Origin of the sequence: Vogesella margarita (genome assembly GCF_028548475.1) — a bacterium.
Lineage (GTDB): Bacteria > Pseudomonadota > Gammaproteobacteria > Burkholderiales > Chromobacteriaceae > Vogesella > Vogesella margarita.
Genome location: NZ_JAQQLE010000002.1, coordinates 461,987 through 484,539 on the forward strand (window position 1 = coordinate 461,987; position 22,553 = coordinate 484,539).

At 66.1% G+C, this 22,553-nt stretch carries 16 protein-coding genes; 11 read left to right on the plus strand and 5 right to left on the minus strand.

Annotated features, from left to right (window positions below; translation table 11 throughout):
* Window positions 1–161: 161 nt before the first annotated feature.
* The 4 genes from PQU96_RS04735 (at window position 162) to PQU96_RS04750 (ending at window position 5,869) form a co-directional block, all read left to right on the plus strand.
* The gene (locus PQU96_RS04735) at window positions 162–1,451 is read left to right on the plus strand and encodes a hypothetical protein (protein WP_373316266.1); all 1,290 of its coding nucleotides are present in this window, start codon (window positions 162–164) and stop codon (window positions 1,449–1,451) included.
* Window positions 1,448–2,152 carry a hypothetical protein gene (locus PQU96_RS04740; protein WP_272771090.1) on the plus strand — a complete coding sequence of 235 codons (705 nt, stop codon included), beginning with the start codon at window positions 1,448–1,450 and terminating at the stop codon, window positions 2,150–2,152. The genes PQU96_RS04735 and PQU96_RS04740 overlap by 4 nt, the downstream gene beginning before the upstream one ends.
* Window positions 2,152–4,962, plus strand: a complete 2,811-nt coding sequence (locus PQU96_RS04745; protein WP_272771091.1) for an AAA family ATPase — start codon at window positions 2,152–2,154, stop codon at window positions 4,960–4,962. The genes PQU96_RS04740 and PQU96_RS04745 overlap by 1 nt, the downstream gene beginning before the upstream one ends.
* Before the next feature lie 169 nt (window positions 4,963–5,131).
* Window positions 5,132–5,869, plus strand: coding sequence for a M48 family metallopeptidase (locus tag PQU96_RS04750; RefSeq protein WP_272771092.1), 738 nt, complete (start codon window positions 5,132–5,134; stop codon window positions 5,867–5,869).
* An 87-nt stretch (window positions 5,870–5,956) separates the two neighbouring features.
* Here PQU96_RS04750 and PQU96_RS04755 read toward each other — a convergent pair whose 3' ends face one another.
* Both PQU96_RS04755 and PQU96_RS04760 read right to left on the minus strand, forming a co-directional pair.
* The gene (locus PQU96_RS04755; protein ID WP_272771093.1) at window positions 5,957–7,288 is read right to left on the minus strand and encodes a chloride channel protein; all 1,332 of its coding nucleotides are present in this window, start codon (window positions 7,286–7,288) and stop codon (window positions 5,957–5,959) included.
* A 245-nt stretch (window positions 7,289–7,533) separates the two neighbouring features.
* Window positions 7,534–8,676 (minus strand): glycerate kinase, encoded by a 1,143-nt coding sequence (locus PQU96_RS04760; protein ID WP_272771094.1) that lies wholly within the window; start codon window positions 8,674–8,676, stop codon window positions 7,534–7,536.
* Window positions 8,677–8,820: 144 nt separating this feature from the next.
* On the opposite strand from PQU96_RS04760, the gene PQU96_RS04765 reads away from it, so the two are divergent.
* The 5 genes from PQU96_RS04765 to tpx all read left to right on the plus strand — a co-directional run bounded on the left by PQU96_RS04765 (window position 8,821) and on the right by tpx (window position 13,548).
* Window positions 8,821–9,687 carry an MBL fold metallo-hydrolase gene (locus PQU96_RS04765; protein WP_272771095.1) on the plus strand — a complete coding sequence of 289 codons (867 nt, stop codon included), beginning with the start codon at window positions 8,821–8,823 and terminating at the stop codon, window positions 9,685–9,687.
* A gap of 368 nt (window positions 9,688–10,055) precedes the next feature.
* The gene (locus tag PQU96_RS04770; RefSeq protein WP_272771096.1) at window positions 10,056–11,495 is read left to right on the plus strand and encodes a high affinity choline transporter 1; all 1,440 of its coding nucleotides are present in this window, start codon (window positions 10,056–10,058) and stop codon (window positions 11,493–11,495) included.
* A 117-nt stretch (window positions 11,496–11,612) separates the two neighbouring features.
* Window positions 11,613–12,512: a DMT family transporter gene (locus tag PQU96_RS04775; protein WP_272771097.1), complete on the plus strand. Its 900-nt coding sequence runs from the start codon at window positions 11,613–11,615 to the stop codon at window positions 12,510–12,512.
* Between the two features lie 24 nt (window positions 12,513–12,536).
* Window positions 12,537–12,941: a carboxymuconolactone decarboxylase family protein gene (locus tag PQU96_RS04780; protein ID WP_272771098.1), complete on the plus strand. Its 405-nt coding sequence runs from the start codon at window positions 12,537–12,539 to the stop codon at window positions 12,939–12,941.
* A gap of 109 nt (window positions 12,942–13,050) precedes the next feature.
* Window positions 13,051–13,548: a thiol peroxidase gene (gene tpx, locus PQU96_RS04785; RefSeq protein ID WP_272771099.1), complete on the plus strand. Its 498-nt coding sequence runs from the start codon at window positions 13,051–13,053 to the stop codon at window positions 13,546–13,548.
* Between the two features lie 93 nt (window positions 13,549–13,641).
* On the opposite strand, the gene PQU96_RS04790 is transcribed toward tpx, so the two are convergent.
* From PQU96_RS04790 to PQU96_RS04800, 3 genes are all read right to left on the minus strand, one after another.
* Window positions 13,642–15,294 carry a methyl-accepting chemotaxis protein gene (locus PQU96_RS04790; protein WP_272771100.1) on the minus strand — a complete coding sequence of 551 codons (1,653 nt, stop codon included), beginning with the start codon at window positions 15,292–15,294 and terminating at the stop codon, window positions 13,642–13,644.
* Between the two features lie 138 nt (window positions 15,295–15,432).
* On the minus strand, window positions 15,433–18,282 hold the full coding sequence (locus PQU96_RS04795) for an HD domain-containing phosphohydrolase (RefSeq protein ID WP_272771101.1): 2,850 nt from the start codon (window positions 18,280–18,282) through the stop codon (window positions 15,433–15,435).
* A 178-nt stretch (window positions 18,283–18,460) separates the two neighbouring features.
* Window positions 18,461–19,000 carry a gamma carbonic anhydrase family protein gene (locus tag PQU96_RS04800; protein WP_272771102.1) on the minus strand — a complete coding sequence of 180 codons (540 nt, stop codon included), beginning with the start codon at window positions 18,998–19,000 and terminating at the stop codon, window positions 18,461–18,463.
* A gap of 70 nt (window positions 19,001–19,070) precedes the next feature.
* On the opposite strand from PQU96_RS04800, the gene PQU96_RS04805 reads away from it, so the two are divergent.
* Window positions 19,071–21,113 carry a M3 family metallopeptidase gene (locus PQU96_RS04805; protein ID WP_272771103.1) on the plus strand — a complete coding sequence of 681 codons (2,043 nt, stop codon included), beginning with the start codon at window positions 19,071–19,073 and terminating at the stop codon, window positions 21,111–21,113.
* A gap of 336 nt (window positions 21,114–21,449) precedes the next feature.
* Window positions 21,450–22,004: a hypothetical protein gene (locus PQU96_RS04810; protein WP_272771104.1), complete on the plus strand. Its 555-nt coding sequence runs from the start codon at window positions 21,450–21,452 to the stop codon at window positions 22,002–22,004.
* The last annotated feature ends 549 nt before the right edge of the window (window positions 22,005–22,553 follow it).

Here is a 22,553-nt window from a genome sequence, read left to right on the forward strand (position 1 = left end):
CAAAGCCCAACATTTACCGAAATTGGATGGTAAAGGTTGGCCGCAAGCCGTGTCGGCTTATGCCGCGCCAAACTGAACGGCCTACCTGCTTCGCGCACCCTGCCGCCATTGACGACACGGCCTGTCCGCTCCGACAATCCACGGCTGTTTAACGCCGCTGGATGCTTGTCTTGGATTCCCTTTCCGATTTTTTCCGCCCCGGGCTGAGCCCGGACGCGCTGCCGGCGCTGAACCGGTTGTCGGCGGCGTGGCCGTACCTGGCGGTGTTCGTCACCCTGTTTCGCGGGGGTGACGAGGAGGTGCTGATGCGGCTCCTGGTGCTGCGCGAGCTGGGCAGCCGCGCCGAGGCGCCGTACTGGACGCCGCAGGACATCGCGCAGCGCTTCGCCTATCTCAACGACACCAAGCTGAATACCATTCTCGGCCGCCTGCGCGAGGGCGAGTTGCTGGTCTACGACAGCGACGGCGGCCACTACGCGCTGTCCGACACCGCGCGCGTGGCGCTGTCGGCGCTGGCGACGCTGATCGATTTTGCCGGCGACGACGTCGAGCTCGGCTATCTCGCCAGCCAGGTGGCGGCGGGGCAGGCGGTGGGGCAGGTGTCGGACGAGGCGCTGCAGCATCTGCTGGCGCGCCTGAACGAGCTGCACGCCGAGTTTGCCGACGCGCTGGAGTCGCAGTCCGAATTCCGCATCCGCGCCGCGCAGCACCGGCTGGAGTCGGTGTGGCGCTGGGTGGCGAAATCCACCGACGTGGTGCGCGGCCTGACCTGCGACGAGCGGCTGAGCCTGACCACGCTGGGTCAGGCGCAGGCGATCGCGCTGGCGCAGAGCCGCATGCTGGCGCTGGCCGGCACCTTCGAGCGCCGGCTGGCGCAGCTGGCGGCGCAGCGCGTGCATCTGGGCAGCTCCGGGCTGACCTCCACCGACATCGCCGACTGGCTGCGCCATCAGGGCTTGGCCCGGCTGGCGGGGCTGGCCGACGGCGTGATCGCGGCCAACGTCGAGCCGGCGTTTCTGACCACGCCAGAGCTGGCCGATGTCGCCGAGTACGAGCTGCTCGGCCGCGAGCGCGCGCGCGAGCACGATCATGCGCTGCCGGCGGCGGCCAGCGCCGAAACCGCCGACGCGGTCGAGGCCGAGCGTCTGCTGGAGGCCGAGGCGCTGTACGACACGCTAGCGGCATTGCAGCTGGTGCCGGCGGGCGGCGTGCCGATTGCCGACGCGGTGCTGGCCGACAGCTATAACGAAACCGCCTACCGCCTGTCGCTGCTGTCGCTGTTGGGCGATCCGGAAAGCCGCAGCGACCGCGGCGTGATTGCCGCGCTGGCCAAGCTGCCGCTGGCGCTCAAGGGCGGTGATGCCGTGCTGGCGCTGGACCACCCGGAGGTGGCCAGCCTGTCCGACGCGCAGCTGACCGTGATCCCGACATCCCGAGACTCAACATCATGATGGAACACTCCCTCACCGTACTGGTGTCGCGCCTGCTGGCGCACCGCGTGATCCCGCGCAGCGACGCGCTGGCGCGCCGCGCGCTGCTGGACGACGCCTTCCGCGCCGAGCTGGACCAAAGGTTGGCCGCGGTCGGCCTGCGCCTGGTGGAAAACCCCTACGCCGAACACATCGCGGTGGCGCTGCTACCGGCGATGACCGAGCCGGTGTTCGGCTCGGGTGAAGCGTGGCTGAATAACAACCTGGGTCTGCCGCGCGACGGCGTGGCGCTGCTGGTGATCGTATGGGCGCTGATCATCCTGCCCAAGCGCGAACGCCAGATCAGCCGCGTCGAGGCCGGCCGCGAGGGCCAGCACGACATGTTCGGCGCGCAGAAACCGCTGGAAACCGGCGGCACGGTGTCGGTCGGCATCTCCGAGGACGCGCTGTACGCCGACTTTGGCAAGCAGCTGGGCGGCCGCACCCGCTTTGCGGCCAACCTGGGCCGCCTGGTCAACCTCGGCTTCCTCAACCGCCGCAACAAGTGGCTGGAAGAAGGCCCGATGCTGGACCTGATGATCGACTACAGCCAACTGGCGCCGCGCATCATCGAAGGCGCGCTGGCCGACGTGCTCGGCCGCCGCCAGGCCTTGCTGCAGCAGGCCAGCGAAACGACAACGTTGGCCGCAGAAACCGGCAACAGCCAAGTGGAGAACGCCTGATGTTCCAGATGAAATCGGTAGAAATGGTGCATTGGGACTTCTGGCAGCGGCTGACCGTGCCGCTGGACGCGCAGATCGTCACCATCATCGGCCCCAACGGCTCCGGCAAGACCACGCTGCTGGACGCGCTGCGCACCTTGCTGGCGATCAAGTGCTCCGGCAAGCGCGACTACAAGCGCTACGTGCGCAACAACCGCGAGCCGTTCGCCTTTCTCAAGGGCGTGGTCGCCAATCCGCGCCGCCTCAACGGCGGGCTGTACCCGACGCCGTTCTTCCCGCTGCTGAGCGAGGAAGTCACCCTGCTGTGCCGCATCAAGAAACAGGGCGGCGACTGGGTGCGCCACTACGCCATTGCCGAGGGCGACGTGGCGCTGGACAGCGCGGTGGCCGATCCGGCGCTGGCGTGGCTGGGGGTGCAGGAATACCGTCGCCGCCTGGAAGCGGCCGGCCTCACCGCCGCCGTCGGCGAAGTGCTGGCGCTGGAGCAGGGCGACACCGACAAGCTCACCGAATACACGCCCAAGCAGCTGCTGGATCTGGTGTTCCAGGTGTTCGGCGACAAGGACGTGCTCGACAACTACCAGCACGCGCGTGACGAACAGCGTGCCGCCGAGGCCGAGCTGAACGCGCTGTCGCAGCAGCAGGAAGCGCTGGAAGTGCGCGTCGAGGCGATGAAGACGCGCGCCAACCGCTATCTGGAATGGACCGGGTTGCACAAGCGCGTCACCCGCCTGCGCGACGAGGCCTTGCCGGTGCTGGGGCTGATCGACGGCCGCAGCGCCATCGCCCGACAATGGGGCGACTACCGCCGCGTGCAGCACGATTACCTGAACGTCAGCGCCGACCACCGTGCCACGCTGCAGCTGATGGCCACGCTGCGCCGTGCCGAGAGCGAGGCGCAGGCCGCCCGCGCCCAGGCCGACAGCGAGCGCCACCACGCGCAGCAGGCCTTCATGCACGCCCGTGACGCGCTGCGCGACGTGCAAAGCCAGCTCAAGGAACGCGACCGGCTGCAGGCGCTGGCCGGCCAGCAATACGGTGACGACGCCGCCACGCTGACGCAAAGGTTGGCCGCACTGCGCCATGATGCCGACACCCTGCGCGACAGCCTGCGCGCCGCCAAACGCGAGCGCGACGAGCACAGCGCCGAACTGGCGGCGCTGGAAAGCGGCAAGCCGCGCGCGCCGGACGACGTGCGCCACTTCCGCGCCGCGCTGGACGAGGCCGGCATCGCGCACAGCATGCTGTGCGACATCGTCGAGGTGACCGATGCCGCGTGGCAGGGCGCGGTCGAGGCGCTGCTCAAGCCCTACCGCCACGTGGTGCTGCTGGCCGACCCGGCCGACCGCCGCGCGGCCTGGCAGCTGGGCGAGAAACTGCGCTACCGCCACTTCGTGGTGCCGGATACCGCCAGCGCGCCGCGGGCGCGCAGCGGCAGCCTCTTGGAGGTGGTGCGTTTTGCCGAGCCGGCGCCGGAGTGGCTGTACCAGCAGATGAACCGCGTCAGCCGCGTCGCCGACGTGGCCGCCGGCAGCAAGGAAGACGGCGACTGGATCACGCCGGAAGGCTATTTCCGCGAACGTCGCGGCGCACGCCACATCGGCGTGCCGCAGCGCGACTTCGCCTTCGGCGAGGCGGCGCGCCAGTCGCGGCTGCTGGACCTGCGTGCCACGCTGACGGCGCTGAACCAGCGCATCATCGCCGGTGAAGAGCAACTGGTGGCCACCAGCCGCGACATCGCCGCGCTGGCCGACTACCTGTCGGGCATGGATTCCATCGCCCAGCTGGCCAGCCGCGCCGACGAATTCGCCGCGCTGGAGGCGCAGCTGGTCACGCTGCAGGCCAGCGTCGCCGAACACGGCGCCGCGCTGGCCGACGCCGACACCGCCTGCCGTGACGCCGAAAGCCGGCACAGCGACGCGCGGCTGGCGCACGACCGCGTCTGCCAGCGCGAACAGGACAGCCTGAACCGGCAGGCCGCTCGCCGGCTGGAAGCGGAACAGGCACGCCGCACCCTGCGCCGCCTGCTGGCCGAGTTGCGCGACAGCCAGAGCCGGCTGCCGGCCGCGGCGCAGGATGCCGCCTACGTCGCGCAGCTGACCGAGGAATTCGAAACCGCCGCCGACGTGCGCCACGAGATCCACTATCTGGAAGAAAAACTGGCCGCCGGCGACTGGGAGTGCGACGACGCGGTGCTGCAGCTGAAGGACAAGTTGCAGGAAGACCTGAACACGCTGGCGCGCGAATGCCAGCGCCGCCAGGCGGAGGTGGAGCGCGCCGCTGGCCTCACCAGCGACGCGCGCGAGGCCTATCTTGGCAAGCTGCGCGCCACGGTGCGCGCCTACGGCAGCAACATCAAGCGCCTGGGCGAGCTGGCCGGCATCGGTGTCGAGGTCGAGCTGCCGCTGCTGGCCAACGACGACACCGCGCTGGCGCAGGCCGGTCTCACGCTGAAGTTCAACTTCGACCAGAAGGGCATGATGGGCATGAACGACGGTGAGGCCTCCGGCGGCCAGCAGGTGATGAAATCGCTGATCCTGCTGATCGGGCTGATGATGGACGAGGCTAACCCGTCCGGTTTCGTGTTCATCGACGAGCCGTTCGCGCACCTGGACATCTTCAACATCGACCGCGTCGCCGGCTTCCTGAAAGCCACCGAGGCGCAGTACCTGATCACCACGCCCAACACCCACAACATCAACATCTTCGCGCCGTCCGGACTGACGCTGGCTACGCGCAAGAAACGCCCCGGCGAGCAGTGGGCGCCGGCGATCCTGCAGACGAGGAGACGGCTGGAGACGGAAAGCTGATGCTGAGCACCCCGGTACTGGTGACCGGGGTTTTTTGCGACCAGCCTTGTGCAGTTCGTCACGCCGCTTTTCATGACAGGCAGCATGGGGATAGCTTTAATGCCATAGACACTAACTGATTATGCAAATAGAATAGCACGCCTTGCCAACCCTAAGCATGATTCCATCCATGAAACAGCTCGCTCTCTTTGCCGCCCTCGCGGCGTGCCTGGCCGCTCCGGCGCAGGCGTTCAACCTCAACTCCGTGCTCAGCGCCGGTTCTGACCTGGTGAAGTCCGCCACCCTCAGCGATGGCGAGGTGAAGGCGATGGCCGCCGAGGCCAGCAAGTCGATGGACAAGCAGAACAAGGTCGCCGCCGCCGGCAGCGCCTACGGCACGCGCCTGAACAAGATCGTGAAAGGGCTGGGCAGTGAAGATGGCCTGCAGCTGAATTTCAAGGTGTACCAGAGCAAGGAAGTGAACGCCTTCGCGATGGCTGACGGCACCGTGCGCGTGTACAGCGGCCTGCTGGACAAGATGACCGACGACGAAGTGCGTTACGTGATCGGCCACGAGATCGGCCACGTGAAGCTGGGGCACAGCAAGAAGGCGATGCAGGTGGCCTACGCCGCGTCCGCGGCGCGCAAGGCGGCGGCCGGTAGCGGCAACAACCTCGCCGCCTCGCTGTCGGAGTCGGAACTGGGCGATTTCGCCGAGCAGATCGTGCACGCGCAGTTCTCGCAGTCGCAGGAAAGCGACGCCGACGCCTACGCGGTGGATTTCCTGAAGCGCCACAATTACAACCTGCAGGGCGCGCCGGCGGCACTGCGCAAGCTGGCTGCGCTGTTCGGCAACGAAGGCAGCGTGCTGGCCAGTCACCCGGCTCCGGGCGACCGTGCCGACAAGGTGGAAAAGCTGATCAAGTAAGCGTTGACCAGTCTGTATCACGCAAAACAGCCCGCCATTGGCGGGCTGTTTTGTTTTGGGGGGCTAGCCTGCTGTTCCGCGGCGGGCTCAGTGCCTGGCGGGTGTGGCGGTTGTCTGGTCGCGGGTAATAAATCCTTGTGCCAGCGAGTGGTAGAGCGGCGGGCTGATGGCACGCGACACCAGACTGGCGAGGAAGGCGGCGGCGATCAGGCTGATCACCATGGCGTGGCCGTCGATCATTTCCATCACGATCACGAACGAGGTGATCGGCGCCTGGGTGACGGCCGCCAGAAAGGCCGCCATGCACAGCGCGATCCAGGCGGCGGCATTGATATCGACCAGATTCAGGCTGGCCAGATCCTGTCCGAGGCCGGCGCCTACCGCCAGGCTGGGGGCAAAGATGCCGCCCGGAATGCCGGCGAAGTAGGAGAACAGGGTGGCCGCCATTTTTTCAAAGGCATACAGAAACGGCAGCGGGGCACTGCCGCTGAGCGCTTGCTGTGTCGGCAGGTAGCCACTGCCGTGGGCGGCTCCGGCGGAGAGCAGGCCCAGCACGGCGACCAGCAGGCCACACAGGCCGGCAAACAGGACCGGGTGCCGGCTTTTCAGCCAGCCCAGTTTGCCCGGCCATGGCTTGGCACCGAGCAGCATCAGGCGCGAGAAGATGCCGCCGCACAAGCCGGCGATGATGCCGCTGAGCAGGATGGGCAAGGCCAGGCGGCTGTCGACCACGGTGACGGCGAGGCGGCCGAAATAGGTGTAGTTGCCCTGTAGCGAGATCGAGATCACCCCGGCCAGAATGATGGCGGTCAGCAGTACGCCGTTGGTGCGCTCTTCGAACTTGCGTCCCAGCTCTTCGATGGCAAACACGATACCGGCCAGCGGGGTGTTGAAGGCGGCGGCGATGCCGGCGGCACCGCCGGCCAGGATCAGGTGCTGCGGCTGCACCGGGAAACGGCGCGGCAGCACATGGCGCACTGCGTACATCAGGCTGGCGCCAACCTGAACCGACGGTCCTTCGCGTCCGCTGGAAAAGCCGCAGCCCAGTGCTGCGGAACCGAGCAGGATTTTGCCGGCGGCGATGCGCCATGACACCAGAGAACGTTTGCCCGGCGCATCATCCGGTATGTGCAGTGCGGCGATGACCTGTGGAATGCCGCTGCCCTGCGCCCCCTTGAAGTAGCGCTGTGTCAGCCAGGCGATCAGCATGCCGCCGCCACTGGTCAGTAGCAGTGGTGACCACGGTGCCAGCTGGCGCAGGTGGTTGAAGCCGTCGATGGCGAGATCGACCATGTGGGCGAACATCACGATCATCAGTGCGGCAAGGGCTGCCGCCAGCCAGACCAGCATGCGGCCTCGCCAGATGCGCCAGTGAATTAGGCGGATCAGGCTTTTGCGGGTGCGCTGCAGATTGTGCATGTGCCGATATCTTCCGGGCAGTAGACGAAAAAGTGGGCGTGACATGACTGTCACGCCCTCTTTTCAATGCGGTATTTACTCAGCCGCTCCAGGCGAGTTCCTGAAAGGTAGCACAAAACAAGTTTTGTATAAAATCTTTTAGGAGCGTGCTTTTCGCCGAGGGAAAAATAGAGGCAGGTAACTGCGCGGTGCCTGCCAGCTACCCGTAGCGCCAGAACGACTCTTGCCGCCGCTATGGTGTGTGTTCATGACTTGCTGCCAAGCGCCAGCAGCGCGCCGACGTTGCGCGCGCAGCGCTCAAGGTTGGCCGCAGCGTGTTCCAGTGCCTGTTCCAGTGTGGTGATGCGGTCGACGCAGGCGAATACCGCGTCGATACCGTGCTGGTGTACCGCCTCGACGCCGTCGCCCAGGCTGCCGCCGATGGCGATCACCGGCAGGCCATGCTGCTTGGCGCGGCGTGCGACGCCGATCGGGGTCTTGCCGAAGATGCTCTGGCCGTCGAGGCGGCCTTCGCCGGTAATCACCAGATCAGCCCCTTCCAGTGCCGCGTCCAACCCGACGCTGTCGAGCACGATGTCGATGCCGCGGCGCAGCTGGCAGGGCAGGAAGGCCAGCGCCGCCGCGCCCATGCCGCCGGCGGCACCGGCGCCGGGTACCGTGGCGATGACCTGGCCGCAGTGCTGCTCCAGCTGGCGGCCGTAGTGCGCCAGCGCCTCGTCCAGTAGCGCCACCATTGCGGTGTCGGCGCCTTTTTGCGGGCCGAAGACGGTGGAGGCGCCGTGGACGCCGGTCAGCGGATTGTCGACGTCGCAGGCGATGTCGAAGCGGCACTCGGCCAGCCGCGGGTCCAGCGCACTGCTGTCGATGTGCGCCAGCTGCGCCAGCGCGGCGCCGCCGGGCGGCAAGGGTTGGCCGCCGGCATCCAGCCAGCGCACGCCGAGCGCGGCGAGCATGCCGGCGCCGCCGTCGTTGGTGGCGGAGCCGCCCAGCGCCAGGATGATGTGGCGCGCGCCGTGGTCCAGCGCGCCGCGGATCAGCTCGCCGGTGCCGTAGCTGGTGCTGGTGAGCGGATTGCGCTCGTCGCGCGGCACGTGCTCCAGGCCGCTGGCACTGGCCATCTCGATGACGGCGCTGTGGCCGTCGCCGAGCATGCCCCAGTTGGCGAACAGCGGCGTGTTCTGCGGGCCGGTGACGCGCTGGCGGATGCGCTGGCCACCGCTGGCGTCGAGCAGCGCGTCCAGCGTGCCCTCGCCGCCGTCGGCGACCGGCAGCCGCAGCAGCTCGGTGTGCGGCAGCTGCGATGCGAGGCCGCGGGCGATGAGGGTGGCGACTTCGCGTGCCGACAGGCTTTCCTTGAATGAATCCGGGGCGATCACGATTTTGCGCATGGTGGCGATGGGAGGCGAGTGGTGGAACGCCGATTCTATGCCATCGTTGCCGGCGGCGGCGAATGCTTGCCGGCATGACAAAACCAAGCACTTGCTCGATAATGCGGTTTTGCCACCGACCTCATCCTCCAGGAGCCTGCCGCGATGCGCACACTGACTTCCCTGCTCGGCAATTCACAACAACTCGACGGCGGCGCGATGTTCGGCAATGCGCCGCGCGCGGTGTGGGCCGGCTGGCTGGCGCCGGATGCGGCCAACCGCGTGCCGCTGGCCTGCCGCTGTCTGCTGGTGGAGGAGGACGACGGCCGCCGCATCCTGCTGGAGACCGGCATCGGTGCCTTTTTCGAGCCCAAGCTGCGCGAGCGCTACGGCGTGGTGGAGGCGGAGCATGTGCTGCTGGACGCGCTGGCGGCGCAGGGGCTGGGCGATGCCGACATCGATGTGGTGGTGCTGTCGCACCTGCACTTCGACCACGCCGGCGGCCTGCTGGCGGCGTGGGACGGCGGCCCGGCGCGGCTGCTGTTCCCCAACGCGCAGTTCGTGGTCGGGCGCGAGGCGTGGCAGCGGGCGTTGAATCCGCATCCGCGCGACCGGGCCTCCTTCGTGCCGGAGCTGATCGCGCTGCTGGAGGCCAGTGACCGGCTGGTGCTGGTCGACGAGGCGACGCCGGCCTGCCTGCCGCCGGACTGGCGCTTCCACATCTCCAACGGCCACACCCCCGGCATGCTGCTGGCGGAAATCCCGATGCCGGGCGGGCCGCTGCTGTTTGCCGCCGACCTGATTCCCGGCGCGGCGTGGGTGCACGTGCCGATCACCATGGGCTACGACCGCTTTCCCGAGCTCTTGATCGACGAGAAGCGTGCGCTGCTGCAAAGCCTGGCCGCAGCCGGCGGCCGCCTGTTCTTCACCCACGATCCGCAGCTGGCCTGCGGCGAGGTGCTGCTCGATAGCCGGACACAGCGTTTCAGCGTGGCGGCGACGCAGGCGACATTAAGCAGGCTCGCGATTTGACCTTGTCATTGTTTAACATAATCAACGACAGCGAAACGCATGGCTGAGGCAAAATAGGCCACAGCCCGGGCGCGCGATGCTGCGTTGCGGCATGTTGTTTTGTCCGGGTTTATTCTTTATGTAAGCTATTGAGACGGCAGGATTTTTCTCGTGGCGCGACGGCAGGTGACGACAGGCCCCGCACCGGTGACGGTGGCGGGGCCTTGTTTTTTATCGGTCTTGCGTGTTTAAAAAAATGCTCACCTTGAGGCGTGCTGGCTATAATGCCCCCACAACTACATGGGTGAGGTGCGGTCTGGCTCTGCAGGGTGCGGGGTCGCCGGATCATCATTCTGACCACACTACCAAGGATTAAGGAGACGGAAGTAATGCTCGTCGGGTTCGTCATACTTTATTTGGCTGTTACCGTCGGTATCGGCCTGTACGCATCAACGCGTGTTCACAATGCCAGAGACTTCGCTTCTGCCGGGGGCAGCATGCCGCTGCCGGTGGTGACCGCCATGGTGTTCGCCACCTGGTTCGGCTCCGAGGCGGTGCTGGGCATTCCTTCCACCTTTCTGCAGGAGGGCTTCGCCGGCATCGTCGAGGATCCGTTCGGCTCCTTCGGCTGCCTGATGATCGTCGGGGTGTTGCTGGCCAAGCGCCTGTACCGCATGAACCTGCTGACCATCGGCGACTTCTTCCGCAAGCGTTATGGTCCGGCGGTGGAGGCCATCATCAGTGTGGTGATCATCCTGTCCTATCTGGGCTGGATCGCGGCGCAGATGACGGCGCTGGGTGTGGTGTTCAACGTGCTGTCCGACGGCGCTATCACCACCACCCAGGGCACGCTGCTGGGCGCGGTGATCGTGCTGTTCTACACCCTGTGCGGCGGCATGCTGTCGGTGGCGTTTACCGATTTCCTGCAGATGTCGGTGATCGTCGGCGGCCTGATCTACCTGGTGTATCTGGTGTCCGGCATGGCCGGCGGCTTCGACGTGGTGGTGGCCAAGGCCGCCAGCGAGAACAAGCTGTCCTTCATCAACGATACCAGCCCCAAGGGCGTCGTCGCCTTCATCGGCGCCGCGCTGACCATGATGCTGGGCTCAATCCCGCAGCAGGACGTGTACCAGCGCGTGATGTCGGCCAAAAACGAAAAAGTGGCGATGCAGGGCTCCATCCTGGGGGCCTGCATGTACCTGACCTTCTGCATGCTGCCGATCTTCCTGATCAGCGCCGCCTCCCTCATCGACGCGAAAATGGTGGCGACCCAGCTGGGCATCGATCCGCAGATGGTGCTGCCGCGCCTGATCCTGGACAAGACGCCGCTGTTCGCGCAGATCATGTTCTTCGGCGCGCTGCTGTCGGCCATCATGTCCACCGCCTCCGGCACGCTGATGGCACCGTCGGTGACCTTCGTCGAGAACATCCTCAAGCACTTCGTACCCAAGATGAGCGACCGCCAGTTCATCAGGGCGATGCGGCTGTCCATCGTGGTGGCCGCGGTGTCCACCACCGCCTTTGCGCTGCTGTCGGATGCCAGCATCTACGAAATGGTGGGCAACGCCTACAAGGTGACGCTGGTGGCGGCGGTGGTGCCGCTGCTGGCCGGCCTGTTCTGGAAGCGTGCCTCGACCAGCGGTGCCCTGCTGTCCATGCTGTTGGGTGCCAGCAGCTGGATCGCGCTGGAAATCAGCTACACCGACGACGCCTTCTGGCCGCCGCAGCTGGCCGGCCTGCTGATGAGCCTGCTGGGCATGGTGCTGGGCAGCCTGCTGTCGCCACGCGCAGAACTCGATACCGAATTGCAGCCGGTGATGGCTGACTGAAAGACTCCTGGGGAAGGGGACCTGGCCGGGACATCTGTCCCGGTTTTTTTTCGTGAACAATTTGTTGCGATGCGTCACCTTGCCAGCCGTCCGTGGCTCATGGCATGGTGGCAGGCTATGACGAAACCATCCCTCTCGCCGCGGCTGGCCTATCTGCTGCTGACGCTGACCGCGCTGTTCTGGTCCGGCAACTTCGTGCTGGCGCGCGCGATGCACGCCAGCGTGGCGCCGATGACGCTCTCCTTTGCGCGCTGGAGCATCGCGCTGTGCCTGCTGCTGCCGTTTGGCGCCGCGCCGGCGTGGCGCCAGCGCGCGTTGTGGCTGCCGCACTGGCGCCGGCTGCTGCTGCTGGGCCTGCTGGGCGTCACCGGCTTCAATTCGCTGGTGTACTGGGGGCTGCAGTACACCGCCGCCACCAACGGCGTGTTGCTCAACTCCTTCATCCCCATCCTGATCGTGCTGTTCGGCGCGCTGTTCTTCGGCGTGGCCATCGCCCGCCGCCAGGCGCTGGCGGTGGCGATCTCCTTTGCCGGCGTGCTGCTGGTGGTGGCGCACGGCGACTGGCAAAGGTTGGCCGCACTCGACATCAACCGCGGCGACGCGGTGGTGTTCCTGGCGATGGTGGCGTGGGCGCTGTACACGCTGCTGCTGCGCGGCATGCCGCCAGCGCTGGACCGCATCGGCCTCTTGACGCTGCAGGTGTCGATCGGCCTTGTCGGCATCGCGCCGCTGTTCGTCTGGGAGCTGGCCGGCGGCCGCCACACGGCGCTGAACGTCGCCACGCTGGCCACCTTCGCCTACGTCGGCACCCTGCCGTCGGTGGCCGCCTACTATTTCTACAATCTCGGTGTCACGCGCGTCGGCGCGGCGCGGGCCGGCATGTTCATCCACCTGATGCCGATGTTCGGTGCGCTGCTGTCCATGCTGTTCCTCGGCGAGGCGCTGCAGCTGTACCACCTGGCCGGCATCACGCTGATCCTGGCCGGCGTCACACTGGCGACACGCAGCCACGGCTGAACACCACAAGCGAAGGAGAGCACCATGAGCGAACAGGACAAACAGGCCGGCCTCGCCCGGCGCACGCAGGTGATGGGCGAGGCCTTCGCCAGCCGCGCGATGAGCCAGCTTGATGGCTTCAACCGCCCGTTGCAGGACTGGCTCAACGAGCACGCCTGGGGCAGCACCTGGCAGCGCGACGGGCTGGAGCTGAAAACGCGCAGCCTCCTGACCTGCGCGATGCTGGCGGCGCTGGGGCGCAGCAACGAGCTGAAAGGCCACGTGCGCGGCGCCATCAACAACGGCGCCAGCCTGGTGGAAATCCGCGAGACCCTGCTGCACAGCGCGGTGTATGCCGGTGCACCGGCGGCGGTGGAGGCGTTCCGCGCCGCGCGCGAGGTGCTGGACGAGCTGGGACTGTCGCTGCCGGAGCACGAGCAGGACGGTTGACGCGTAAAACCGGCATGCGGCCAACCTTGTTGCCAGCAGGGTTGAATTCTGCGGCACATGCCCCACACTTTGCTGATCACCCACCCTTCTTTCGAAAAGGAAGCACCCGATGGCAACCGTTACCCTGCGTGGCAATGCTGTAGACGTGGCCGGCACCCTGCCGGTCAAAGGCGACAAGGCTCCGGCGTTCAGCCTGACCAATGGCGATCTGGCCGATGTCGGCCTCGCCGCCTTCGCCGGCAAGAAGAAGATCCTCAATATCTTCCCGTCCATCGACACCCCGACCTGCGCCACCTCGGTGCGCAAGTTCAACGAGAAGGCCGCCAGCCGAGACGGCGTGGCGGTACTGTGCATCTCCGCCGACCTGCCGTTCGCGCAGAAGCGCTTCTGCGGCGCCGAAGGCATCGAGGGCGTTGCCAACCTGTCCACCTTCCGCAATCCGGCGTTTGCCGAAGCCTACGGCGTGAAGCTGGCTTCCGGCCCACTGGCCGGCCTCACCGCGCGTGCGGTGGTGGTGCTGGACGAGAACGACAACGTGCTGCACAGCGAGCTGGTGGCCGAGATCGGCAGCGAGCCGGACTACGACGCGGCACTAGCGGTGCTGTAAGTCACCCGCCAGGGTTGGCCGCAAGGCCGGCCCGCGATGCAAAAACGGCGCTCATGCAGATGAGCGCCGTTTTTGTTTGCGGGCGATGCCGGTTCAGGCCGCGTCGCTCTTGCGCGACGTGAAGCGCGGCTTGTTGGCCGAGAACGGCACCGCGGCGCCTGTCTGGCTGTCGATGCGGAACCAGGCCAGGTCGCGGTTCATCTGCGCCGACACCTCGCGCCAGCGTCCCATCGCCGGCGCCAGCGATTCCATCTTGCCGAAGATGTCGCTGGCCAGTGCCGACACCTCGCTGCCGCGACTGCGGATGTGGCCGCCGGCCTGGCTCTGCTGGTGGCTGGCCTCCGCCACCTCGCGCAGCACCTGGTTGATGGTGACCAGCGCGCTGTCCATGCTCAGCAGCGCCTCGCCCAGCGAGGTCTGCGCCACCACGCTGCCGTGGCTGGCCTCGTGCGCGGCGTCCATGGTGGCGGCCAGCGCCTTGGTGGCGCCCTCGATGCGCAGTAGGGTGTCGAAGATGCCGGCGGTGGCGCTGGACGTGCGCTCCGACAGCTTGCGCACCTCGTCGGCGACCACGGCAAAGCCGCGGCCATGTTCGCCGGCACGGGCGGCCTCGATCGCCGCGTTCAGCGCCAGCAGGTTGGTCTGCTCCGCCACGTCGCGGATCATGTTGCTGATCTGCGCGATGTCGGCGATGGCGTGCTTCAGCTGCTCGGTCTCGCCCACCGCGCCCTGGATGCGGCAGGCCAGCGCCTGCAACGTGCCGGCGGTGTCGCCGGCCAGCTCGCGGGCGTGGGCGGTGCGTTCGGTGGCGGTATTGGCGTCCTGCAATGCGCGGCGGATGTGGCTGGCGATTTCCTCGGCCGAGCTGGCCACCGCGTTGGCGGCGTGGTTGCTGTGCTCGGCGGTTTCCGCCTGCTGGCGGGTGGTGCCGATCACGTGGTGGGTGAGGTCGAGAATGTCCTGCGCCTCGCGCTCGCTGCCGGCGGCATTGCTGCGCACGGTGCCCAGCAGCTCGCTGAGCTTGTCGAGGAAGCGGTTGATGTGGCCGGCGGCCTGCGACAGCTCGTCGCGGCCGCTGACCGGCAGCCGGGTGCCGAGCTGGCCTTCGCCGAGCAGGTCGGCGGCGTGCTGCATCGCGGCGATCTGCTTCTTCAGCCGCTGCGCCAGCAGCACCTGCGACAGCACCACCGCCACGCTGGCGACGCCCAGCGGGCCCAGCACCAGCAGCACCAGTTGCAGCATCGCCTGCGCCATCGCGCTTTCGGCGCCGGCCAGCTGGCGCTGCTCGTTATCCAGCGTGCTGTCGATCAGGTTGACCAGCGGCACGATGCTGAGGCTGTAGGCGCGCTCCGGAATAGACAGCGCGTCTTCCGGTGCGGTCTCGGCGATGGTCAGCGCCGAGCGCAGGTTCTTGGCAAACTCCTGCCAGTAGCCCTGCGCCTTGGCGGCGAACGCCGGGCCGCTGGCCGGCGGCAGCGCCTGGCTGATCGCCGGGATCAGCCGAGCCACGTTCTGCTGCACCCGCGCCAGCCGCGGTGCGGTGTCTTCCAGCAGCGGGTCGGCGCGCGAGAGCGACAGCACCTCGGCCTTCAGCGTCTGCAGGTGGGTGGACAGCTGCTGCCGCTCGCGATAGTCGGCGAACTGGTGGCGCAGCGAGAACAGCTGCTGGCTGCTGAGCAGCATCACCACGATCAGGCAAGCCAGGGTAAAGGCTACGGTGAGCCACAGGCGTTTTACCAGTGTCATTTTCAATCATCCCTTCAAGATGCCGACAGTGTAGGGCGGCGACATTACCGGGAGATGACTGTTAACTTCGCCGGCGCGGCGCCTGCGGCGTGGCCGCAGGCGCAGTCTGGCGGATGCCGGTGACAGGGCGATGACGGTTCAGTGCTGGTGCAGGCTTTGCCGTGGCCGGTAGGCGTAGCTGTCGGCGACGTCGGCCTGGGCGGCGGCGAGGTGGCGCTCGGCGTAGTGCCGCCAGACGCCGCTGTCGAGGAACAGCTGGTACAGCGCGGGGTCGAGGTGGCCGTCCTCCGCCATCCTGCGCATGATCTGCAGCGCCTCCGACAGCGGCTTGGCCGGCTTGTACGGGCGGTCGGCGGCGGTCAGCGCCTCGAACACGTCGGCGATGGCCATCACCCGTGCCAGCACGCTCATGTCCTCGCCCTTCAGACCGCGCGGATAGCCCTTGCCGTCGATGCGCTCGTGGTGGCCGCCGGCGATCTCCGGCACGTGGGCGAGGTGGGTGGGGAAGGGCAGTGCGCTCAGCATCTTGATGGTTTCGGTGATGTGGGCGTTGATCTTGTAGCGCTCCTCCTCGGTCAGCGTGCCGCGGCGGATGGACAGGTTGCTCAGCTCGCCCTTGTTGTACAGCAGCTCCGGCACCTTGACCCTGAAGCCCCAGCGGTTGTCGGCCGGCAGCGTGTCGGCGCCGCCGCGCGGGATGCGGTGTTCCGGCTTGTCGGCCAGCAGCTTTTCTTCCACCGGCAGCGACGGCGCGGGGATGCCGGCCAGCCGCGCCTGCTCCATCGGCCCCAGCCCCAGGCGGTCGTCCAGCGTGCGCGTCCAGCGGCGCTCGGCGATCTGCTGCAGCCGTGCCAGATCGGCATCGTCCATGAATTCGCCGCCCAGGTTGCAGCGCGCGACGAAGGCGAAGTCGTCGTCCAGCTGCGCCTTCTCCCGCTGGCAGCGCTCTTTCAGCAGCGCGGCGTCCTCGCCGGCGGCAAGGCCCTGCCAGTAGGCGACATCGGCGTCGCGCTTGAGCAGCTCGAAGCGCATGCGGATCTCGTGGATGCGGTCGTACAGCGTTTCCAGCTTGGTGGCCTTGTCCACCACGTACTCCGGGGTGGTAACCTTGCCGCAGTCGTGCAGCCAGCTTGCGATGTACAGCGCCTCGCGGTCGGCGGCGCTGAGCTGGAAGCCGGCAAACGGCCCCTGCCGGCTCTGGTGCGCGACCTCGGCCAGCGCCTGCGCCAGCTCCGGCACCCGCTGGCAGTGGCCGCCGGTATACGGCGACTTGGCGTCGATGGCGCCGGCGAGCAGCTCCACCAGCGCGTTCATCAGCTGCTGCAGCGCCGAGGCCAGGCGGCGGTTGTCGATGGCGATGGCGGCAAAGCCGACCAGCGCCTGCAGGTAATTGATGCGGTGGCCGCTCTGGGTGTGGGCGATGCTCTCGCTGCTGGCCAGCACCAGCAGGCCCAGCAGCTCCTGCGACTCCAGCCGCAGCGGCAGCAGGATCAGCTGCCGGGTGTCCTCGCCCAGCAGGCTGCGCATCTCCACCGGAATCAGCGCAGGGTTGGCCGCAATCTGCTGCGGTGCGCTGGCGGCCAGCGTGTCCAGCAGCAGCGCGTCGTCCAGCGGCAGATTGCCCAGCAGCAGCGCCTGGCCGTGCTCGTCGCGGCTGATGGACGGCGCCAGCTGAGCGCCGTCCATCAGCCACAGCCCGCCGCGCTCGGCCGGCAGCGCGTGCATGGTCGATTGCAGCACGGTGCCCAGCAGCTGCTCCAGCGCGTTCTCGGCGACCATGTCGCGGCTGAGGCCGATGAAGTCGCGGATGGTGACCTTCATCGCCTCCGATGCCGCCATCAGCTCGTTCAGCTCGCGCACCGGGCTGGGCGGCAGGCTGCTGTCGGAAAAATCCAGCGACTGGATGCGGCCGGAGGCGGCCACCAGCTGCTGCAGCGGCTGGCTCAAGAGGCGCGACAGCAGCCAGCCCAGGGGCAGCATCAGCAGCAGGATCAATAGCGGAATCCACGCCGCGCGCTCGGCCACCGCACGGCCGGCGGCGAACAGCTCGTGTTCCGGCATCACCATCACCAGCTGCTGGCGGCTGCCGCCGGGCAGCGCCGACACCGCCACGAGCCACTGCTGGCCCTGCCACTCGACCTGTGCCGGTGCCGGCTTGCCGGGATGCCATTGTCGGCCCAGCGTCGCCAGTGCCGACGGCGCGCTCTCGCCGAGCTTGACCGGGCGCGGGTCGCGTTCGTCGGTATGGGTGCTGACCAGGATGTCGTGCGCGGTGTTGACGATGGCCATCTGCGCCGAGGGGCTGGGCAGCTTGTGGCGCAGGATGCTGCCCAGCGTCAGCAGGCGCAGGTCGGCGCCGGCCACCGCGCTGGCGTCGCCGTTCTGGTGCGCGTAGGTGAGGCCGACCAGACCGGTGGTGCTGAAGCGGTAGGGTTCGGTGGCGGCGGCACCGCGATTGGCCACCGCCTGCCGGTACCACGGCCGCTGTCGCGGATCGTACACCCGGCGCAGCACCAGTTCCGGCTGCACGCTGTTCAGCGCGTCGTCGAGAAAGCTGAAGCGCTGCTCGGCGACGCCGTCCGGCTGCTGCCGCACCAGTTGCCTGGCCCAGCGCGCGGTGGGGCCGGCATCCGGCAGCGCCTGGCGCGCGGCGTCGTCCAGCCGCCGCAGCAGGAAGAAGTCGCCGTTGGGGTAGGCCATGTACACCGCCTGCAGCGCCGGGTTGCCGCGCAGCACCGCCACCAGCTGGCCGGTGTACAGCACCCGCTCTTCCATACTGTAGGTTTCCGCCAGCGCGGAGTGGGCCAGCAGGTTGGTGGTGGCGGCGGCACCGGCGCCGCTCTGCTCGATATTGCTGGTGATCAGGGTGCTGGTGGCGCGGAACAGGTTGTGCTGTGCCAGTGTCAGCTGGCTCTGCATCGCGCGGTAGTAGAAGAAGCCGAGCGCGGCCGCCGTGGCCAGCACCAGTACCGAGATCAGTACCGTCAACCACACTTGTAACGATTGTCCGCTTCGGGGGAAAACCTGCTGCATCACGTGTGGCTCCGCTGGTGTTGGCGTACTCGGTAGCGACTGTTTATGCTTGCAGTATTACAAATGTTTTATGCATTGGTAGTGAATAATGCGTGCGGCGCGGCATTTACTGCCGGCCGCGACACCATTTTGGTCACAGACTGGCTTTGTGCTTGTCCATCACCCGCACGTAGTGCTCGGCGGAATAGCGGAAGTAGGCCAGCTCGTCTTCGGTCAGCGGCCGCACCTGCTTCACCGGGTTGCCCAGGTACAGGTAGCCGCTTGCCAGCCGCTTGTTCGGCGGCACCAGGCTGCCGGCGCCAATCAGCACGCGGTCCTCGATCACCGCGCGATCGAGGATGATGCTGCCGATGCCGACCAGCACCTCGTTGCCGATGGTGCAGCCGTGCAGCGTCACGTGGTGGCCGATGGTGACGTGCTTGCCGATCACCAGCGGCGCGCCCTGCGGATCGGATTCCTTGCGATGGCTGACGTGCAGCATGGCAAAATCCTGCACATTGCTGCCTTCGCCGATGCTGATGCGGTTCACGTCGCCGCGCACCACCGCGCACGGCCACACCGACACGTTGGCCGCAAGCTCCACCTCGCCGATCACCACCGCGGCGGGGTCGATATAGCAGGAGTCATCGATCTGCGGCTGATGGCCGTCGTAAGGGCGGATATTGCGATTCACTGATTTGTCCCTATCTCTAGAAAGATTCGCGCTGGCAACGGCACAGCGCACTGCCTACAGGATGCCAAACATGACCACCAATCCGCTACTGGACTTTAGCGATCTGCCGCGTTTTGCCGCGATCAAGCCAGAACACATCACCCCGGCGCTGGACGTGCTGCTGGCCAATGCCCGCGCCGCCATCGACAAGGTCATCGCCGCCGGCGGCGACGACTGGGACAGTGTGGCCGAACCGCTGTCCGACGCCACCGAGCAGATCTCGCGCGCCTGGGGCGTGGTCGGTCACCTCAACGGCGTGATGGGCAATACCGAAGGCCTGCGCGACGCGTACAACGCCGAAATCCCGCGCATCTCCGCCTTCTTCACCGAACTGGGGCAGAACCTCGATCTGTACGCGCGCTTCAAGGCAGTGGCGGCCAACCCTGCGTTCGCCAATGCCTCCGCCGCGCGCAAGAAGATCATCGACAACGACCTGCGCGACTTCCGCCTGTCCGGCGCCGAGCTGCCGGAGGCCGACAAGCAGCGCTTCGCCGAGCTGTCCAGCCGCCTCGCCGAGCTGTCCAACCAGTTCTCGCAGCACGTGATGGACGCCACCGACAGCTTCGCGCTGTACATCGACGACGTGGCCGAGCTGGCCGGCATCCCGGAAGACACCCTCGCCATGTACGCGGCGCTGGCCGAGGCCGATGGCCAGAGCGGCAAGTACAAGCTGGGGCTGCAGTTCCCGCTCCTGTTCCCGGTGCTGCAGTACGCCGACAACCGCGCCTTGCGTGAAAAACTGTACGAAGCCAACGCCAAGCGCGCGTCCGAATTCGGCCCCGCCGAGCAGGACAACGGCCCGCTGATCCGCGAAAAGCTCAAGCTGGCGGCGGAAGAGGCGCAGCTCTTGGGCTTTGCCAACTACGCCGAGCTGTCGCTGTACACCAAGATGGCGGAAAGCCCGCAGCAGGTGATCGACTTCCTGCGCGACCTCGCCCGCCGCGCCAAACCCTACGCCGAGCAGGACCGTGCCGAGCTGGAAGCCTTCGCCCGCGACGAGCTGGGGCTGGACACATTGCAGGCGTGGGACATCACCTACGCCGCCGAGAAACTGCGCGTCGCGCGCTACGCCTTCTCCGAGCACGAGGTGAAGCAGTACTTCCCCGAGCCCAAGGTGCTGGCCGGCCTGTTCAGCGTGGTGCACAAGCTGTACGGCATCAGCGTCGAGCAGAAGGACGCCGAAACCTGGCACGAGGACGTGCGCTACTACCAGATCTTCAAGGACGGCGCGCTCTTGGGCGGCTTCTACCTCGACCTGTACGCCCGCGACGGCAAGCGTCCCGGCGCGTGGATGGACGACGTGCGCGGTCGCCGCCTGAAAAACGGCCAGGTGCAGACCCCGGTCGCCTACCTGGTGTGCAATTTCACCCGTCCGCTGGCTGACAAGCCGGCCTATTTCAGCCACGACGAAGTCACCACCCTGTTCCACGAATTCGGCCACGGCCTGCACCACCTGCTCACCCGCGTCGACGAACTGGGCGTGTCCGGCATCAGCGGCGTGGAGTGGGATGCGGTCGAGTTGCCGAGCCAGTTCATGGAAAACTTCTGCTGGGAGTGGGACGTGCTGCAGGGCATGACCGCGCACAGCGAAAGCGGAGAGCCGCTGCCGCGCGTGCTGTACGACAAGATGCTGGCGGCGAAGAACTTCCAGTCCGGCATGCAGACCGTGCGCCAGCTGGAGTTCTCGCTGTTCGACATGCTGCTGTACACCGACGCCAAGCCCGAGTCCGTCGACTGGCTGGCGCTCTTGGAAACGGTGCGCGACGAAGTCGCCGTCAACCGTCCGCCGGCCTACAACCGCTTCCCCAACAGCTTCAGCCACATCTTCGGCGGCGGCTACGCGGCCGGCTACTACAGCTACAAGTGGGCGGAAGTGCTGTCCGCCGACGCCTACGCCGCGTTCGAGGAAGCCGGCGGCGCCAATCCGGAAGTCGGCCGCCAGTTCTGGGACGAGATCCTGGCGGTGGGCGGTTCGCGCCCGGCGCTGGAATCCTTCCGCGCCTTCCGCGGTCGCGATCCGCAGATCGATGCGTTGCTGCGGCATAGCGGGATGAGCGAGGTGGCGGGGTCTTGATGGCTGCTTAGCGGGATGCGGCCAAGGTTGGCTGCAGGGTGATTGGGAAAGGGCAAGCCGTGGAGGCTTGCCCTTTTGTCATTTTTGACTGGTATGATGATTGTGTTTTTTGGCTGGCATATATGCTAGCCAAGACCACCTTTTGGCGAGTTGGGCGCGGTAAACGTTGGGCTTCGCCGGCTCAGCCCAACCTGTCGGGCTGGTTACTGGTAGAGGGGATGACCTGACGGCGGGCATGGTGCTGAGTGCGGAGATCAAGACTGGTAAAAGGCTGGTGATGGATTATTTATTGAATCCGCTGATTGGCTACAGTGCTGAAGCACTTAGGGAAAATTAATGAAAGTACTTAAGATTTTACTTTGTGTGCTAGGGTTTTTTGCTGTCGGAGCGTGTGACCATAATCATGGTGAAAATGTTGTTCTTAAACTGAATGGTGATTTTCCAATATCAATAAATTTAAAAAATTGCAATTTCCCTTTTCAGGGGGAGGCAATGATATCTTTTTATACTGAGATTGATCGCTCTACCCGAGACTTTGTGTGTGGTGATGGCAGCAACAAAGATGATGTTGTTAGAATGCAAGTCGGACGTGCTGCGATTGCGGAAATCTTGAGTCGCTATGTAAAAGTAGATGATGTGGAAAATTATATTTTCTACAAAGAACGTGAAAACAAAAAATCTATTGGGTGGGCTATTTTTTCAAAGGACCATGATTTTGTATTAACTAAATCAAATATCAAAAATAGAATTGTACACTTGACAAAAAGAATGAATGGTAGGTTTTACTTGGAGGCTGTATTTGATGCAAAATCATTTGAGCCGAATGAGATAATAAATCAGGCAGCTAAGTTAATTGATGTTGTTAATATTAATGTAAATAGGGGTGTGTAATGGCCGTCATTTTAAATAATTCGCAGCACGGTAGGTTGGACTGAGCCTGCGAAGCCCAACGTTTACCGCGATGAAATAACCAAGGTTGGCCGCAAGCCGTAACGGGTTTGCGGCCAACCTTGTTTTGTCTAGGGTATCCGCTGCGCGGATATTCTTTATCTGCCGCTTGCCGCGCGGCGGCGGGAGAAGGGGCTGCCGCCGCCCCTTTTCAATCCCCGCTCTCCCGAAGGCGCAAGAATTCCCGTGCAAACCGCCGCCATCCCGGCGCCGCCCATCCGCTGCGCTCAAAAGAGGGCGGCTTGTTTCCGGGCCGGCGACAATTTGCACGGCTTGCGCCAACGGGACGGGGCGAGTCGGTGCGGTTTTGGTTGTTGTGGGGGGGGGGGGGTCGGGTAGGTCGGGTTAGCGCAGCGTAACCCGACAAGACGTGTAGCCCAATGAGATGGACTCCTCCCTCCCGCAACGGCATCCAGGTGCCAGACTGGAAGGGTTCACCACCAGTCAGACAGAAGGAAGGAGTCCACCATGAACGTTAGCCGAATCGGTGTC

Coding starts and splice junctions, on each gene's coding strand:
- PQU96_RS04790 (WP_272771100.1), bottom strand. CDS start 15,294: ATGACACTGGTAAAACGCCTGTGGCTCACCGTAGCCTTTACCCTGGCT.
- PQU96_RS04735 (WP_373316266.1), top strand. CDS start 162: ATGCTTGTCTTGGATTCCCTTTCCGATTTTTTCCGCCCCGGGCTGAGC.
- PQU96_RS04810 (WP_272771104.1), top strand. CDS start 21,450: ATGAAAGTACTTAAGATTTTACTTTGTGTGCTAGGGTTTTTTGCTGTC.
- PQU96_RS04760 (WP_272771094.1), bottom strand. CDS start 8,676: ATGCGCAAAATCGTGATCGCCCCGGATTCATTCAAGGAAAGCCTGTCG.
- PQU96_RS04750 (WP_272771092.1), top strand. CDS start 5,132: ATGAAACAGCTCGCTCTCTTTGCCGCCCTCGCGGCGTGCCTGGCCGCT.
- PQU96_RS04745 (WP_272771091.1), top strand. CDS start 2,152: ATGTTCCAGATGAAATCGGTAGAAATGGTGCATTGGGACTTCTGGCAG.
- PQU96_RS04740 (WP_272771090.1), top strand. CDS start 1,448: ATGATGGAACACTCCCTCACCGTACTGGTGTCGCGCCTGCTGGCGCAC.
- PQU96_RS04780 (WP_272771098.1), top strand. CDS start 12,537: ATGAGCGAACAGGACAAACAGGCCGGCCTCGCCCGGCGCACGCAGGTG.
- tpx (WP_272771099.1), top strand. CDS start 13,051: ATGGCAACCGTTACCCTGCGTGGCAATGCTGTAGACGTGGCCGGCACC.
- PQU96_RS04805 (WP_272771103.1), top strand. CDS start 19,071: ATGACCACCAATCCGCTACTGGACTTTAGCGATCTGCCGCGTTTTGCC.
- PQU96_RS04755 (WP_272771093.1), bottom strand. CDS start 7,288: ATGCACAATCTGCAGCGCACCCGCAAAAGCCTGATCCGCCTAATTCAC.
- PQU96_RS04775 (WP_272771097.1), top strand. CDS start 11,613: ATGACGAAACCATCCCTCTCGCCGCGGCTGGCCTATCTGCTGCTGACG.
- PQU96_RS04765 (WP_272771095.1), top strand. CDS start 8,821: ATGCGCACACTGACTTCCCTGCTCGGCAATTCACAACAACTCGACGGC.
- PQU96_RS04770 (WP_272771096.1), top strand. CDS start 10,056: ATGCTCGTCGGGTTCGTCATACTTTATTTGGCTGTTACCGTCGGTATC.